Annotated in this window: 15 protein-coding genes; 6 read left to right on the top strand and 9 right to left on the bottom strand. The window is 34.6% G+C overall.

What is annotated here, in order from left to right; translation table 11 throughout:
• The first annotated feature begins 149 nt into the window (after positions 1 to 149).
• From MTP08_RS00755 to MTP08_RS00735, 5 genes are all read left to right on the top strand, one after another.
• Positions 150 to 1,490, top strand: coding sequence for a TolC family protein (locus tag MTP08_RS00755; RefSeq protein ID WP_243576651.1), 1,341 nt, complete (start codon positions 150 to 152; stop codon positions 1,488 to 1,490).
• A gap of 1 nt (position 1,491) precedes the next feature.
• On the top strand, positions 1,492 to 2,082 hold the full coding sequence (locus tag MTP08_RS00750; RefSeq protein WP_243576649.1) for a SprT-like domain-containing protein: 591 nt from the start codon (positions 1,492 to 1,494) through the stop codon (positions 2,080 to 2,082).
• Between the two features lie 2 nt (positions 2,083 to 2,084).
• A complete protein-coding gene (locus MTP08_RS00745; protein ID WP_243576648.1) occupies positions 2,085 to 3,164 on the top strand; it encodes a mannose-1-phosphate guanylyltransferase in 1,080 nt (359 codons plus the stop codon).
• Between the two features lie 32 nt (positions 3,165 to 3,196).
• Positions 3,197 to 3,862 carry a hypothetical protein gene (locus MTP08_RS00740; RefSeq protein WP_243576647.1) on the top strand — a complete coding sequence of 222 codons (666 nt, stop codon included), beginning with the start codon at positions 3,197 to 3,199 and terminating at the stop codon, positions 3,860 to 3,862.
• A gap of 115 nt (positions 3,863 to 3,977) precedes the next feature.
• Positions 3,978 to 4,661, top strand: a complete 684-nt coding sequence (locus MTP08_RS00735) for an FKBP-type peptidyl-prolyl cis-trans isomerase (RefSeq protein ID WP_243576646.1) — start codon at positions 3,978 to 3,980, stop codon at positions 4,659 to 4,661.
• 64 nt (positions 4,662 to 4,725) lie between these two features.
• Here the strand turns inward: MTP08_RS00735 and MTP08_RS00730 are convergent, their stop codons facing one another.
• The 8 genes from MTP08_RS00730 to MTP08_RS00695 all read right to left on the bottom strand — a co-directional run bounded on the left by MTP08_RS00730 (position 4,726) and on the right by MTP08_RS00695 (position 12,909).
• Positions 4,726 to 5,307, bottom strand: a complete 582-nt coding sequence (locus tag MTP08_RS00730; RefSeq protein WP_243576644.1) for a pentapeptide repeat-containing protein — start codon at positions 5,305 to 5,307, stop codon at positions 4,726 to 4,728.
• 61 nt (positions 5,308 to 5,368) lie between these two features.
• Positions 5,369 to 6,616 (bottom strand): rod shape-determining protein RodA, encoded by a 1,248-nt coding sequence (gene rodA / locus MTP08_RS00725; protein ID WP_209391264.1) that lies wholly within the window; start codon positions 6,614 to 6,616, stop codon positions 5,369 to 5,371.
• Positions 6,613 to 8,640, bottom strand: a complete 2,028-nt coding sequence (locus tag MTP08_RS00720) for a peptidoglycan D,D-transpeptidase FtsI family protein (protein ID WP_243576643.1) — start codon at positions 8,638 to 8,640, stop codon at positions 6,613 to 6,615. Before MTP08_RS00720 ends, rodA begins: the two co-directional genes overlap by 4 nt.
• Positions 8,637 to 9,143, bottom strand: a complete 507-nt coding sequence (locus MTP08_RS00715) for a rod shape-determining protein MreD (RefSeq protein ID WP_209391266.1) — start codon at positions 9,141 to 9,143, stop codon at positions 8,637 to 8,639. Before MTP08_RS00715 ends, MTP08_RS00720 begins: the two co-directional genes overlap by 4 nt.
• Positions 9,136 to 9,990, bottom strand: coding sequence for a rod shape-determining protein MreC (gene mreC / locus MTP08_RS00710; RefSeq protein ID WP_209391267.1), 855 nt, complete (start codon positions 9,988 to 9,990; stop codon positions 9,136 to 9,138). The genes MTP08_RS00715 and mreC overlap by 8 nt, the downstream gene beginning before the upstream one ends.
• A 28-nt stretch (positions 9,991 to 10,018) precedes the next feature.
• Positions 10,019 to 11,044 (bottom strand): rod shape-determining protein, encoded by a 1,026-nt coding sequence (locus tag MTP08_RS00705; protein WP_209391268.1) that lies wholly within the window; start codon positions 11,042 to 11,044, stop codon positions 10,019 to 10,021.
• Between the two features lie 114 nt (positions 11,045 to 11,158).
• Positions 11,159 to 11,983, bottom strand: a complete 825-nt coding sequence (locus MTP08_RS00700; protein ID WP_243576642.1) for a T9SS-dependent choice-of-anchor J family protein — start codon at positions 11,981 to 11,983, stop codon at positions 11,159 to 11,161.
• A gap of 299 nt (positions 11,984 to 12,282) precedes the next feature.
• Positions 12,283 to 12,909, bottom strand: a complete 627-nt coding sequence (locus MTP08_RS00695) for an endonuclease III domain-containing protein (RefSeq protein WP_209391238.1) — start codon at positions 12,907 to 12,909, stop codon at positions 12,283 to 12,285.
• 34 nt (positions 12,910 to 12,943) lie between these two features.
• Here MTP08_RS00695 and bcp point away from each other — a divergent pair, with 34 nt between their 5' ends.
• The gene (gene bcp / locus MTP08_RS00690) at positions 12,944 to 13,393 is read left to right on the top strand and encodes a thioredoxin-dependent thiol peroxidase (RefSeq protein WP_243576641.1); all 450 of its coding nucleotides are present in this window, start codon (positions 12,944 to 12,946) and stop codon (positions 13,391 to 13,393) included.
• Between the two features lie 74 nt (positions 13,394 to 13,467).
• On the opposite strand, the gene MTP08_RS00685 is transcribed toward bcp, so the two are convergent.
• On the bottom strand, positions 13,468 to 14,175 hold the full coding sequence (locus tag MTP08_RS00685; protein ID WP_243576640.1) for a C40 family peptidase: 708 nt from the start codon (positions 14,173 to 14,175) through the stop codon (positions 13,468 to 13,470).
• Positions 14,176 to 14,293 lie beyond the last annotated feature (118 nt).

Raw genomic sequence — 14,293 nt, 5'->3', positions numbered from 1 at the left:
ACCGCAAAATTCTAAAATCTTTTATAATTCTTGCACAAAATTTTTCGTTTTTTGTAACTTTTTAGCAATCTCTTCGTCTAATGCAGAAAAAGCAGCTACCCCAGCTTAGAATAGCTTAGGTAATATTTGAAAAGAATAAACATTTCACCATGAAAAAAGTTTTGACGATTGTTTTAGGATTAACCTTTGTAGGATTTAATGCACAGGAAAAGTGGTCTCTGAAAGAATGTGTAGATTATGCCGTAAAGCACAATCTACAGGTAATTCAAAACGAATATTCAAAACAAATGCAGGATTCTAATCTTAGAATTGCACAGAAAAACTATCTTCCTTCTGTAAATGCCAATATGGGCAATAATGTAAGTTTTGGACAGGCTTCTTTAGGAACAGGAAGTATCCGGAACGACAGATTTAGCAACAATGCCAACATTGGAGCAGATATTTTAATTTACAATAACGGACGGCTTGAAAAAAATATCAGAAAAACCCAGTTTGATGTTGAAGCCAGCCAATACGATATTGAAACCGTAAAAAATGATATTTCACTTCAAATTGCACGACAATATCTTACAACTTTACTGAATAAAGAAATCGTTAAAATAGCCCAAAGTGCGACAGAAAATGCTAAAAAGCAATTCGACAGAGCAAAAATTACTACCGAAGTAGGAACTACAGCAAAAACGATTGAAGCAGAAGCAGAAGCAGCTTGGGCAAGAGAAAAACAAAATCTTAAAACCGCAGAAATTAACGTAAACCGAAGCCTTTTTGCATTAGCACAACTCCTTCAGCTTAAAGAATATAAAGACTTTGATGTGGAGGATGTAGAAATTTCAGAAACCTTAAGTCCACAGCTAATTTCCGTGGGTGATGTCCTGGAAACAGCATACGAAACTCAGCCTCAGGTAAAAGCGGCCCAAAGCAGAATAAAATCTGCTGAAGCACAGACAGAAGTTTCTAAAACAGCTTTTTGGCCCACTCTTACCGCCAATGTGGGAATCGGAACATTTTATAACAATTTACTGAACACCAATAATGTAGGAAATGAATTTTTCTATGTGAAAGAAGCAAGTTTCTTCCAGCAGTATAAAGATAATTTCGGGCAACAAGGCGGAATAAGCTTAAACATTCCTATTTTCAATAAAGGAATAACAAAACTTCAGGTAGAACAATCAAGAATTAATGAATTTATTGCAAAAAATTCTTTAGAGCAACAAAAACAGGCTGTACGACAAAATGTACAGCAGGCTCAGTTTGATGTAGATGCCAATTACGAGATTTATCTTGCAGCAGTAGAAGCAGAGAAAAGTACAAAACTGGCAATGGATTTTGCAGATAAAAGCTTTGCGGCAGGACGCACAACCATTTACGATTTAAATATTGCAAGAAATAATTATGCTAATGCTCAAGGTTCTGTGGAGCAGGCAAAATACAATTATGTTTTCAGTCTTAAATTATTGAATTTCTATGCAGGAATTCCATTAAGTTTGTAGAATGTCTATTCAGTCTTTACAAAATTATTTACCCGAAAACACGTTCCCATATTTAAAAAATTGGTTTTCAAACCATTATATTCATATCAAAATAACTAAAAACAGAGAATCTAAACTTGGAGATTACAGAAAACTGAGGGATAATTCTCATGAAATAAGTTTGAATTCCACGCTTCCGCCACAACTTTTCTTTTTCGTTTTAACTCACGAATTAGCCCATCTCCTTGCATTTGAAAAATATGGAAGGAAAATTGCTCCACACGGCGCAGAATGGAAACACACCTTCAGAAATATGCTTTTAGAAAGTATTGAGGTTTACGAAGACAATTTAAAGCCTATTATCATCAACTTCTCCCGTTCTCCAAAAGCCAACTTTATGGCGAGCCCCGATTTGGTAAAATATTTTGAAATCAGAAATCAAGATGATGGCTCAGAATACATCCACGCGCTAAAAAACGGAGATCAGTTTATCTACAGAAACGAAAAATACGTTCTTCAAAGTCTTATTAAAAAAAACTATCTTTGTATGCATCTGGCTAGTGGAAGAAAATATTCTTTCAAGCCATTAGCAAGAGTGATAAAATGCAGTTAAAAATGTCAAAATCAGATCAATACTGCGTGATTATGGCAGGAGGAATCGGCAGCAGATTCTGGCCATTAAGCACACAGAAATTCCCTAAACAATTTCAGGATATTCTTGGAACAGGTCGTACGATGATTCAGCAGACTTACGACAGAATCAGTAAGATTATTCCCAATGAAAATATTTTTGTAATCACCAATAAAGAATATATTGCCCTTTCTCATCAGCAACTTCCGGAAGTTCCTTTGCAGAATATTGTAGGAGAACCTTTAATGAAAAACACTTCTGCATGTAATCTTTACATGGCGAATAAAATTGCAGAAGTAAATCCCGATGCTACCATGATCGTTTTACCTGCGGATCATCTTATTTTGAAAGAAGATATATTTCTCGAAAAGGTAAAAATTGCCCTTGAAATTGCTTCAGATAATGATTATCTTTTAACATTAGGAATTACTCCTACAAGACCAGATACTGGATATGGATATATTCAGTTTGTTGAAAAAAAGAATTCTGAATATTACAAAGTGAAAACATTTACAGAAAAGCCCATGCTGGAACTGGCAAAAACCTTTTTGGAAAGCGGAGACTTTTTATGGAATGCCGGAATTTTTGTCTGGAATGTAAAATCTATCCGTAAAGCTTTTGAAATTTTTCTTCCCGAAATGACTCAGCAGTTTATCGCCTGCGAGTATAATGCAGAAAGTGAAGAAAGCTGTATTGAACTGATTTATCCTAAAATACAGAAAGTTTCTATTGATAACGGCATTTTAGAAAAAGCAAAAAATGTATATGTGATTCCGGCAGACTTGGGATGGAGCGATTTGGGAACATGGAATTCTATTTTTGAACACAGCGAAAAAGACGAACACAACAATTCGGTGAATATCAAAACAGCCCTTACCTACGATTCTACAGGAAATATTATTCATGCTAAAAGCAATAAAGCGGTAGTAATTGACGGGTTACAAGATTTTATCATTGTAGATACAGATAAAGTTTTACTCATTTGTCCGCGTGAACACGATCAGCAGATTAAAGACTATGTTTTAGACTTGAAAGGCCTAAAAAAAGGTGAAAAATATGTATAATTATGGCACGTTTTGTGTCTTTATATTAAGCTATGTCGATATATAAAAATATTTTTTTACTGTTTCTTTTATCTCTTGGAATTTTTACTTTTTCTCAGGAAAAGAAGAAATTTCCCAATGTTGAAAACGTTTTACTGAATATTAAACCCGACTCCAAATTAGATTTTTGGGTTTTGGTTCACAATCATTACGGAAAGGGGAAAGAAATTAAAGTTTCAGGAACTAAAAAAGATTATGTTCCGCAATTTTCAGGATTTAATCTAAGACCTGGAGAAGACAGTTTTTTCTATATCGTTTATTCTTCTGGAGGTAAAATTTCTTACATCACAGAACTTAAAGATCTTAAAAGTTTCATCGGAAAAATCGACAATGTAGATGAAGCAGCATTATCTGCTGTTTTGGAAGGCTATATGATTGATGAACAATTTGTAGATGTTGCCGCCAATTATTACGAAGATAAAACCAATTATTATTTAGATCTTGGGAAAATAACTTCTACGGAATGCCCTTATCAAAAGAAGCATTTTACTTTAACGGTTAATAAATCTTCAGGAATTATTACCAATGTAAAAGAAAACGGAACTTACACTGAGGTTTACACCAAAAAATGCACAAACAACCCTCGGCTTCAAAAAAAACAACCTGAAGAGACTCCTAAAGAAACAACACCTAAGAAAACACCTAAAAAGAGAAAATAGTTTCTTTTAATTTCAACTTCAGAAACCTGACCTTACCAAATTAAGTTTATCTTTTCTATAATTTCATGCATTTAACTGCAAAACCTTAAATTCGCAAAAATAATTACATTCAACAATGAAAAAAGCATTAATTACCTTAACATTTCTTGCAGGAGCAAACATCGTTTTTGCACAAAAAACATATACAGATGAGCAAAAAGCCTCATATTATATTGGTCTGGACATCGCTTCCAATATGAAAAAGCAAGGATTTCCTGCAGATGCCGATCTTTTGGCTCAGGGAATAAAAGATGCACTCACAGAAAAGGCTACATTATTCCCAAAAGAAGAAATGGCAACTTTTTTACAAGGTTTCATGCAGAAGCAAAATGAAAAAAAACAAGCCGAAATGAAAATAAAGGCTGAAGAAAACAAAAAAATCGGGGCAGATTTCTCCGCAAAAAATAAACTGAAGAAAAACATCAAAACAACAGCAAGCGGTCTTCAATATGAAGTTTTGAAAGAAGGGGACGGAAAAACCAAGCCTACAGCAACAAATACCGCAAATGTACTTTATACAGGAAAACTTCTGGACGGAACCGTTTTCGATTCTACAGATAAAAACGGAGGAAAACCAATTGAACTTAATCTTTCGGGTGTAATTCCGGGATGGACAGAAGGAATACAACTAATGAGCAAAGGAGCAAAATACAGATTTTATATCCCTTCTAATCTCGCTTATGGAGACAGCGGAGCCGGAAATGTAATTCCTCCAGGAGCAACTCTTATTTTTGATATTGACCTTGTAGATTTTAAATAAATGTCTAACTGAAAAAATATAAAAACCTCTTTTCTGATAGGAAAGAGGTTTTTTTGAAAATTAATCAGCTATTTTCATCAATTTCAATATCCAACTGGCGTAGAAGTCCTTGGATTTCCGAAAGTGAAAATTTCGTTTTCTTAAATCTGTTTAACGAAGGCTCGATAGTATAGTTGTAAGAATTTCTGAAATCTGCTTTCTCAAGATTTGTTCTTTCGAAAACAGCACCACTAAGGTCGCAACCTGAAAAAATACATGCTGTAAGATCGGATTCAGAAAAATCTACTTCAATTAGTTTAGAATTTTTGAAAACAGTTTTTCTGATGGTCGATTGATAAAATATAGAATTATTTAAAGAACAATTATCGAATGTAAAAGACATTCCAAATTCGTTGCAGTCACAAAAAGACATTCCATACATTTTACAGTCTTTAAAAGCCACTTCTCTAAAAGCAGTTCCCAAAAGTTGAGTCATGCTCAGATTACACTCTATAAATTCACAATCTGTAAATTTAAAACCCGAAAGGTTTACATTCTCGAAATTGCAGTTTTTAAAAATACAGTTTTCATATTCTCCTCCTGCTAAAGCTATTTGAGTGAAATTTACGGTATCGAAAGTATCATCAGAAATATAATTGTCTTTCATAATTTTTGTTTTGAATTTAAAAACAAAATACTTAAATGAAGTATAACAAACTCAAATTTAATTATACTAAGCTATTTTTATCAGCATAATTAAGCTTAAAAAATATAAAAGTCATAATAGAAAATGCAAGTAAAGAACTTCCCCCATAACTGAAATAAGGCAACGGAATACCAACGGTAGGAAAAAGCCCCATAACCATGCCCAAATTAATAGAAAAATGCATGAATAATATTGAGGCGAAGCAATACCCGAAAACGCGATTAAAAACAGATTTCTGTTGTTCGGAGAGGTAATATATTCTTCCGATATAAATTAAATAGAAAAGAACCAGAATAGCACTTCCTACAAATCCCCATTCTTCTCCTACTGTACAGAAAATATAATCGGTTTCTTGTTCGGGAACAAATTTACCTTGGGTAACAGAACCTTCACGATAGCCTTTACCGGTAAGTCCGCCAGAACCTATTGCTGTTTTAGAATACAGCAAATTGTATCCGGAAGTATCCCGAAATTCTCTTTCTCCTTTATAGAGAACTTCAACTCGCTCTTGTTGGTGTTTTGGTAGTTTTTCGAAAATGATTGGTGAAATAACCGATAAACCAGCAAGTAAAACAATAATTGCTACTCCTGGTAAAAGGTTGTAAATGTTTTTTCGGAGAAAAGCGGCATTAAATGCAAACCAAATTCCGCCAATAACCAGAATAAAAACCGTAAAGTACCATAAACTCCATTGTAGTGGATCATTCAGATAATTGGCAATTAAGAAAACTGCTGCAAAAAGCCCGCCCACAACAAAAAGCTTCCCGGAAAGACCTTCTCGGTATAATGCAATAAAAAAAGCAGTAAAAACAAGCAGTGAACCTACATCGGGAATAGATAAAACCGTAATAGCAGGGATTCCGATAATAGCTAAAACAGTGAGCAGAGATTTTCTGTTATGAAGATTGAAATCTGCACTAGAAACGTAATTTGCCAACATAAGTGCCACACCAATTTTGGAAAACTCTACGGGCTGCATGGTAAAACTTCCGAATTTATACCAGTTTTTCTGTCCTAGGATTTCTGTTCCGAACACGTGAAGTCCTGCAAGCATGAGTACACCTCCGATATAAATAATACCAGACATATTTTCGAAAAACTTGCTGCGGCTAAAGAAGATAATAATTCCTACGAAAATCGAGATTCCAAAAAACAATAACTGTTTTTTTCCTAATCCTTCATCTACACTGTAAATATTGGCTATAGCAAAAATGCAAAGCAGAAAATAAAGACCAAGCCCAATTTTATCTATTCCTTCTGTCCACTTCATTGTCTTTTGGTATTTTGCTGTTGCTCTTTCGTTTTTTTCAGTAATTCTTCTTTCTTTTTCTGAACAATGATAAGACTGTCTTTAATTCTTTTCAGTTTCACAGAATCTGGTTTTGGTTCTTTATAAAGACCTTTCCTTTTCAGATCTGCAATCCATTGTCTTTTATACTCGGGCATAAAACTGGCCGTAACCATTTTTTTGTAGAGATTTTCTCTTTTTAAGTCGCCCATAATATATTTTTCGGCAATCACTGTAGAGGCAGGACCAGCCCAAGTCGCACCAAAACCTGCGTGTTCCATAACCGCAACAACCACAATTTTGGGTTTATCAGCAGGAGCAATAAGTACAAAAATTGAATTATCTTTTCCCTGAGGTACCTGTGCAGTTCCGGTTTTTGCAAGTTGAGTAAAATCATTAGACTTTAAACCTCTTGCCGTTCCTGCAAGTACAACCGCTTCCATCCCCTTCAGAACAGGATCAAAATATTTTTTATCTACTAATGTTTGGTGTTTTTTCTTAAATCTTGGATCAGGATTTGGTTTACCATCAATAGATTTCACAATATGTGGCGTATAATACCAACCTTTATTTGCAATGGCTGCAACATAATTAGCAAGCTGAATAGGAGTTACCAAAACATCTCCTTGTCCCATTCCGTTATAAATTGCTCCGGTAGACATTTCATCCCAGTCTTTAAAATCCTGCCTTTTGGATCCGCTCGCTTTCATAATTGCTTTGAATCTTCTTTCGTAAAAATCACCTGAAGGAATTCTGCCTTTAGCACCTACGGCAAAATCATTATTCAGAAATTCTCCTACTCCGAAACTGCTCATTATTTTCTTCCATTCATCAACACCTTTAGACGGATTTCCTGGATATTTTTTGATTATCTTGATAAAAGCATATGTGAAAAAACAGTTACTCGAAACCTGAATAGAAGGAATAAGCGGATCTGCCCCTCCATGTCCTTTAATTCTTTTTCCTTTATAGAAAAAACCACCACCACAAGGGAAAATTGTTTTTTCATCCATTACTCCCATCTGCATTGCTGCCAAAGCAGTCAGAAGTTTAAACGTAGATCCTGGAGGATATGCAGCCTGTAAAGAACGGTCGAAAGTAGGTTTATTTTCGTAAATAGTGTCTTTTGAAAGTGCATACAAATTTTTCGATTTGTAAGGTCCTGTAAAAAGATTAGGATCAATATCTGGTCCTGTAGCAGAAACCAAAACTTCTCCGTTGTTAGGATCTATGGCAACAATGGCACCGTGTTTATTCACGAGCATTTCTTCAGCCATTCTTTGCAAATCGTAGTCTATTGTTAAAGTAATATCTTTTCCCGTAACAACATCACGATCGAGAGTTCCGTTTTTGTAAGGGCCAACATTTCTGAGTTTAATATCTTTTTGAATATACTTAATTCCCTTTATTCCTCTGAGTTCTTTTTCATAAGCTTTTTCAACACCCGTTTTTCCGATAAGATCTCCGGGTAAATAATATGCCGAATCTTTTTTAATATCGCGTTCGTTAACTTCACTGGTGTATCCTAATAAATTTCCCGAAGTAGAAACTTCGTACTGTCTCTGTGGACGCTGAACGATATTGAAAGCAGGGAACTTAAAAATAATTTCCTGTACTCTTGCAATGTCTTCTCTGCTTAGATCTTTCAGAAAAGTCATTGGGGTAAGTTTAGAATAGTATTTTTCTGTCTTAATTTTATTAATTCTGTTGATAAAATCTTGCTCGGGAATTTTCATCAGGTTACAGAAAGCAACTGTGTCAAAGTCGGGTTTCATCAATGCCTGAGTGAAAGAAATTTCATACGCAGGCTGATTTCCCACCAAAATTTTACCGTTTCTGTCGAAAATAACGCCTCGTTGAGGTATGATGTATTCAGTCTTAATGGATGTGTTGGCTGCATTGAGTGCGTAGCGGTCTGTAAATAACTGTAGGTAAGAAAGTCTTGCTATAAAAATTACAGCAATGATGATAAGAACGGATAAGATTTTTAAATGACGTGGGTTCAAACTTTTTGTTTGATTTTAAAGATTAATGCGTAAATAATGATAAATATAAAGGAAATCCCGGTAGTTACCAACACATTAAGTAAGATTTCAAAAATTCGGCTGAATTTAAAAAACTCTATATACTGCACAAAAAGCTGGTGCAAAAAGATACTCGACAGTAAAAACAGCAAAAACTGAGACCACTGGAGAGATTGAAAAGAGAAAAAATCTGTTGACGTATCCGTAGATGTACGGAATATTAAAGTTCTGAAATAAGCGATAAATGTTGTAGCAAAAGCATTAATGCCTCCAGTATTCAGAAATGTATCCATGATAAGCCCAATTAAAAAGCTTAATGCCAAAAATTGAAATTTATTTCTGAAAAATGGGTAAAACATGACAAAAACCGGATATAAAACCGGTGTATATTTACCAAATATGACGATCCTGTTCAAAACAAAAAATTGTAATGCAACAAGAAACATCATTATCAAAATATCGGTAAATAATGTTCTGCTAATCATGTTCTTTTTTTATTACAGCCTGCATGGTATCCTGAATTTTCTGAACTTCAGCTTTTCTGAGATTTTTCACCACGTATATTTTGTTTAAAGCTCCCATTTTTTCGCTGAGTTCTACAGAAATGTCCCAAAAACCGGTTTTATTGTCTACAGTATATCCTGCTATGGTACCAATCATAATTCCTTTAGGGAAAATCGCAGATTTTCCGTCTGTTTCTATGGTATCTCCAATTTTTAGGGAAACATATTTGGGCACATCTGATAAGTGCATAAGTCGAGAATTATCTCCTCTCCATGTTAAAGTCCCAAAATATCCTGAATTTTTCAAGGCTGCATTTATTCTGATTTTATTTACACTCAGAATAGATTGTACCAATGCGTAGCTGTCGGTAGAATTAATAACGATCCCTGCAATTCCTTTTGGAGCCATTACTCCCATCTGAGGAAAAACACCGTCTCTTCTTCCACGATTTATAGTGAAATAATTATCTCGTCTATTAATGCTGTTGAAAACAATTTCACCATCTGTAAAAGTGTATATTTGTCCGCCTCCCACAGTATCATGCACTTTTCGGAATTGAGGATTTGCAGCACCTTGCTTCCCGTAAAGCTGTACCATTAAAGATTTGTTTTGTGCAACAAGATCTTCATTTACCTGTTTTAACTTGAGATAAGAAACCCCCTCATCAATTCCACCCGAAACCCAAGAATTGAATGCTGCAGTCTGCCCGGCAAGCCAGGATTTCTGCATCGCATTTTTAGAAAATATCAGAACAATAGCAATAATTTGCAGGAAAACAAAGAATACAAATAGAGCATTCTTAGAAAATAATCTCAGCAAAAATCCCATTCCGATAAAAAGTCGTAAAAATTAAAAATTATTTAATTAAGAAATTGAATTTATCCATATTCTTCAACGCAATCCCTGTACCTCTTACAACAGCTCTCAAAGGATCTTCTGCAACAAATACCGGAAGCCCTGTTTTCTTGTGAAGTCTGTCTGCAAGGCCTCTTAGTAATGCACCTCCTCCGGCAAGATAAATTCCTGTTTTGTAAATATCCGCTGCCAATTCTGGTGGAGTAAGAGAAAGAGTTTCCATTACAGAATCTTCAATTCTAATGATAGATTTATCTAAAGCACGGGCAATTTCCTTATATCCAACCATTATTTCTTTTGGCTTTCCAGTGATAAGATCTCTTCCCTGTACCGGAATATCGTCGATATCTACATCAAGATCTTCAACAGCAGAACCTACTTCAATCTTCACTCTTTCGGCAGTTCTTTCTCCGATGTATAAATTATGATGAGTTCTTAGGAAATAAGCAATATCATTGGTAAATACATCTCCTGCAATTTTTACGGATTTGTCGCAAACGATACCTCCCAAAGCTACTACAGCAATTTCGGTTGTACCGCCGCCTATATCGATAATCATATTTCCTTCCGGTTTCTGAACATCAATCCCGACACCTATTGCAGCTGCCATTGGCTCATAGATTAAGCGTACTTCTTTTGCATTCACTTTCTGAGCGGAGTCTCTTACTGCTCTTTTTTCAACTTCAGTAATTCCTGAAGGAATACAGATTACAATTCTTAACGCCGGCTGGATAAATTTACCTTTTATTCCCGGAATAAGTTTAATAAACTCTTTAATCATGTGTTCCGAAGCGTGGAAGTCGGCAATAACACCGTCTTTTAGTGGTCGGATCGTTTTAATATCTTCATGGGTTTTACCCTGCATATGTTTCGCCTGTTCACCTACAGCAATCGGTCTTCCAGTAGAACGCTCAATAGCTACAATGGAAGGTTGGTCTATAACAATTTTATTATTATGGATGATAAGCGTGTTGGCTGTTCCCAGGTCTATCGCAATTTCTTGCGTAAACATATCGAATAAACTCATAATTTTCTGCTTGATTTAAGTTTACAAAGATATGAAAAATGAATTATTCTAAATTTTATTAATGAAAAAAAAAGGTTAAAATTTCATTAAAAACTTTAACCTTTGGTTGTTTACTTATTTTACAATTATTTTCTCTTTCAGTTTGTTTAAATCTGAAACAACAAAGTAAACGCCTGGCGAAACTCCAGACAATTGATATATGGATGTGTTTTTATAAATTCTTATAACCTTGCCAGAAATGTCTACTAGTTTTATTGGCGTGGTTTCGTCTTGCAACCCTTTTATTTTGAAGTAATCCGTAGCGGGATTAGGAAATACAGAAATCTTCGCTGCATTGTTTTTTGTTTCTACAGTAGATAAACTGCCATTTGTTATAATAACATCGTCTAAAATGGCTCCGAATGCAATAAATGCATTACCGGTACTGTAAATAAAACGTATTCTAAAGTCGGAATTGCTAAAAGCAGATAAACTTATGTTTGAAACTTGAAAGAAATCTATCTCGGTACCAGCTGCACTCCCTAGTTGCTGGCCTGCCGATGACCAAATTGGCACCCATGCTGTTCCTGTGTATGCCTCTGCGTATAAAGTGCAATCGGGGTCTAATAAAACATTGCTTACAAAAGCTTTAAAACTTAACGTTGCATTTGGGTAATTAGACAAATTCATTACCGGGGAAATTAGAGTCGCGTCTGTAGTAGGAAAAAACTGATAAGGAGACACGATTACAGCACCAAACATTGCGGCTTTACTAAGCACAGGAACGTTGTAGTAATCATTACCAGAATACCATAAGGTACTGGGTTGTGTTTGGTTTGTGGTTGTCCAGCCACTAGGTAATGCTGAACCTTGAGTTCCGTCAAAGTTTTCAGAGAGTAATTGCGCTTTATGCAATCCGCAAATCGACATTAAAGCTGTAAAAAGTAAGATTTTTTTCATTTGTATAAATTTTAGTTTGAATAATATTTAAATAATAAATGATTTTTAAATAATAAAAATAGATTTTAGTTGAAAATAAAAACCAAGTATCAGTATGTTTCAATTACATATTTACAAGCAAACAAAACAAACTCTCGAATAGTTAGTATTTAAAATTAAATTTTGTTACAGTATTTTTATTGAAAAAATGAAATTATTTTAAATATCTCAAAACCAATGCTTTGCATAAAATATAATTTACTTTTATTATAATAAATTATGAATGCATATTTTTAAAAGTGATTATTTAAGAAAAGATTTTACAAATCTTTTTCAAACATCATTTTAGTAATAAAATCTCTCTCTCCTTTGCCTCGTGCAGGAGAATATTCTCTACCGTAAAAAATAATCTGTAGGTGAAGTTTGTTCCAGAGCTCTTCTTTCCAAAGATTTTTGGCGTCTTTTTCTGTTTCTACAACATTTTTCCCGGAAGTAAGTTTCCATTGTGTCATTAATCTGTGTATATGCGTATCTACAGGAAATGCCGGAAAACCAAATCCCTGACTCATAACAACTGAGGCGGTTTTATGGCCAACTCCGGGAAGCGCTTCAAGCTCTTCATAAGTTTGCGGAACAATTCCGTTGTGTCTTTCCAAAAGAAGCTCCGCCATTCTTTTAAGATTTTTGGCTTTGGTATTCGAAAGTCCTATTTCTTTAATCAGTTCTTTAATTTGATATTCTTCCAACTTAGCCATTCTTTGTGGAGTTCCTGCAACCGCAAAAAGTTCTGGCGTTACTTGGTTTACTTTTTTATCTGTTGTTTGTGCTGAGAGTGCAACAGCTACCATTAAAGTATAAGGATCGGTATGATCTAAAGGTATAGGAACCTGTGGATATAATTTTTCTAATTCGGTTTGAACCAGCTCGGCTCTTTGCTTTTTTGTCATTGAAAACACTAAATTTGAGCAAAAATAAATCATTATGTTGAAAGTCAGCGATCAGTTACCCCAATTTGAAGGGGTAAATCAGAATGGGGAAATGGTAAAATCGGAAAATCTGCTGGGAAAAAAACTTGTTGTTTTCTTTTATCCAAAAGCAAGTACTCCAGGCTGTACAGCGGAAGCATGCAATTTGAGAGATAATTATTCTTTACTGAAAGACAAAGGATATCAATTACTTGGTGTAAGTGCAGATTCTGTAAAAAGACAGAAAGCTTTTAGTGATAAGTACGAGTTTCCGTTTGATGTTATAGCAGATGAAAATCATGATATCATCGAAAAATTCGGAGTTTGGCAGCTGAAAAAATTTATGGGCAGAGAATTTATGGGAATTGTGAGAACCACTTTTATTTTTGATGAACAAGGAATCTGTAGCCAAGTAATAGATAAAGTGAAAACAAAAGATCATGCTTCACAAATTTTAGAACAGTAAATTTTATCAATTTTAAAAAATCAAAGCCATCAGAATCTGATGGCTTTATATTTATATCAATCAATTATCTAAGATTAAAAACCTACTGCTGAAGACGTTGAAGATGCAGCAAGAGCATTGTAGTTTTCTCCGTTTTCATTAATTACTCTTTTTGCAAACCTAAACTTTGGTCCCCAATAAGAGTCATTTAGAGAAGAAACCATCACTCCTTTGGAAGTAGCAGAATGTATAAACTTAATTTCTCCATCTTCTGTAACTTCTTCTACAATTCCTACGTGAGAAATTCTTTTTCCGTGAGAGAAGAAAATTAAATCTCCTTTCTGAAGATTTCCTTTCTCTACACTTTCTCCTTCCTGAGCCTGAGAAGCCGCCACTCTTGGTAAGCTAAGACCTGCAGCTGCACCAAATACAGATAGCACAAAAGCCGAGCAATCTATTCCATTTCTGGTAGTTCCTCCGTATCTGTAAGGAGTTCCCAAATATGTTGAAGCTTCTGCTAAAATATTATCAATAGCTTGGGTATGCTTAATTGCTTTTGCAATTTCAGAATTTTTTAAAGAGTTCTTTGCATTAGATAAAGCTACTGCCTTTTCTGAAACGAATGAGCTGATTAGTAATTTCTTATCCTTTTCTAGCTGAGTATCTATATCTGCTAGTTTGGCATCTGTTTTGTACTCTTTAGTGTAAGTTGCCGGTTTTGAAACTACATAATTTGTAACGCATGATTGTAATGATATTGTAGAAACAAAAGCAACTAAATAAAACAAAACTCTTTTCTTCATATAAATTTTATTATCCGTGTTAAAAAGGAATATTTATTTCTCTAAAGCATTACAAAAGTAGATATTCCCCCAAAAAACAGCTGTATATGAACAGTATCCGGCTCTTGATTTAACACAT

Source organism: Chryseobacterium oryzae (assembly GCF_022811665.1).
Lineage (GTDB): Bacteria > Bacteroidota > Bacteroidia > Flavobacteriales > Weeksellaceae > Chryseobacterium > Chryseobacterium oryzae.
Note: the sequence above shows the minus strand (reverse complement) of the source record. Positions and strands in the feature narration are given on the sequence as shown.

Excerpts from the sequence above, each read along its gene's own strand:
- MTP08_RS00755 (WP_243576651.1), top strand. The coding sequence starts at position 150 with ATGAAAAAAGTTTTGACGATTGTTTTAGGATTAACCTTTGTAGGATTT.
- MTP08_RS00750 (WP_243576649.1), top strand. The coding sequence starts at position 1,492 with ATGTCTATTCAGTCTTTACAAAATTATTTACCCGAAAACACGTTCCCA.
- MTP08_RS00745 (WP_243576648.1), top strand. The coding sequence starts at position 2,085 with ATGTCAAAATCAGATCAATACTGCGTGATTATGGCAGGAGGAATCGGC.
- MTP08_RS00740 (WP_243576647.1), top strand. The coding sequence starts at position 3,197 with ATGTCGATATATAAAAATATTTTTTTACTGTTTCTTTTATCTCTTGGA.
- MTP08_RS00735 (WP_243576646.1), top strand. The coding sequence starts at position 3,978 with ATGAAAAAAGCATTAATTACCTTAACATTTCTTGCAGGAGCAAACATC.
- MTP08_RS00730 (WP_243576644.1), bottom strand. The coding sequence starts at position 5,307 with ATGAAAGACAATTATATTTCTGATGATACTTTCGATACCGTAAATTTC.
- rodA (WP_209391264.1), bottom strand. The coding sequence starts at position 6,616 with ATGAAGTGGACAGAAGGAATAGATAAAATTGGGCTTGGTCTTTATTTT.
- MTP08_RS00715 (WP_209391266.1), bottom strand. The coding sequence starts at position 9,143 with ATGATTAGCAGAACATTATTTACCGATATTTTGATAATGATGTTTCTT.
- mreC (WP_209391267.1), bottom strand. The coding sequence starts at position 9,990 with ATGGGATTTTTGCTGAGATTATTTTCTAAGAATGCTCTATTTGTATTC.
- MTP08_RS00705 (WP_209391268.1), bottom strand. The coding sequence starts at position 11,044 with ATGAGTTTATTCGATATGTTTACGCAAGAAATTGCGATAGACCTGGGA.
- MTP08_RS00700 (WP_243576642.1), bottom strand. The coding sequence starts at position 11,983 with ATGAAAAAAATCTTACTTTTTACAGCTTTAATGTCGATTTGCGGATTG.
- MTP08_RS00695 (WP_209391238.1), bottom strand. The coding sequence starts at position 12,909 with ATGACAAAAAAGCAAAGAGCCGAGCTGGTTCAAACCGAATTAGAAAAA.
- bcp (WP_243576641.1), top strand. The coding sequence starts at position 12,944 with ATGTTGAAAGTCAGCGATCAGTTACCCCAATTTGAAGGGGTAAATCAG.
- MTP08_RS00685 (WP_243576640.1), bottom strand. The coding sequence starts at position 14,175 with ATGAAGAAAAGAGTTTTGTTTTATTTAGTTGCTTTTGTTTCTACAATA.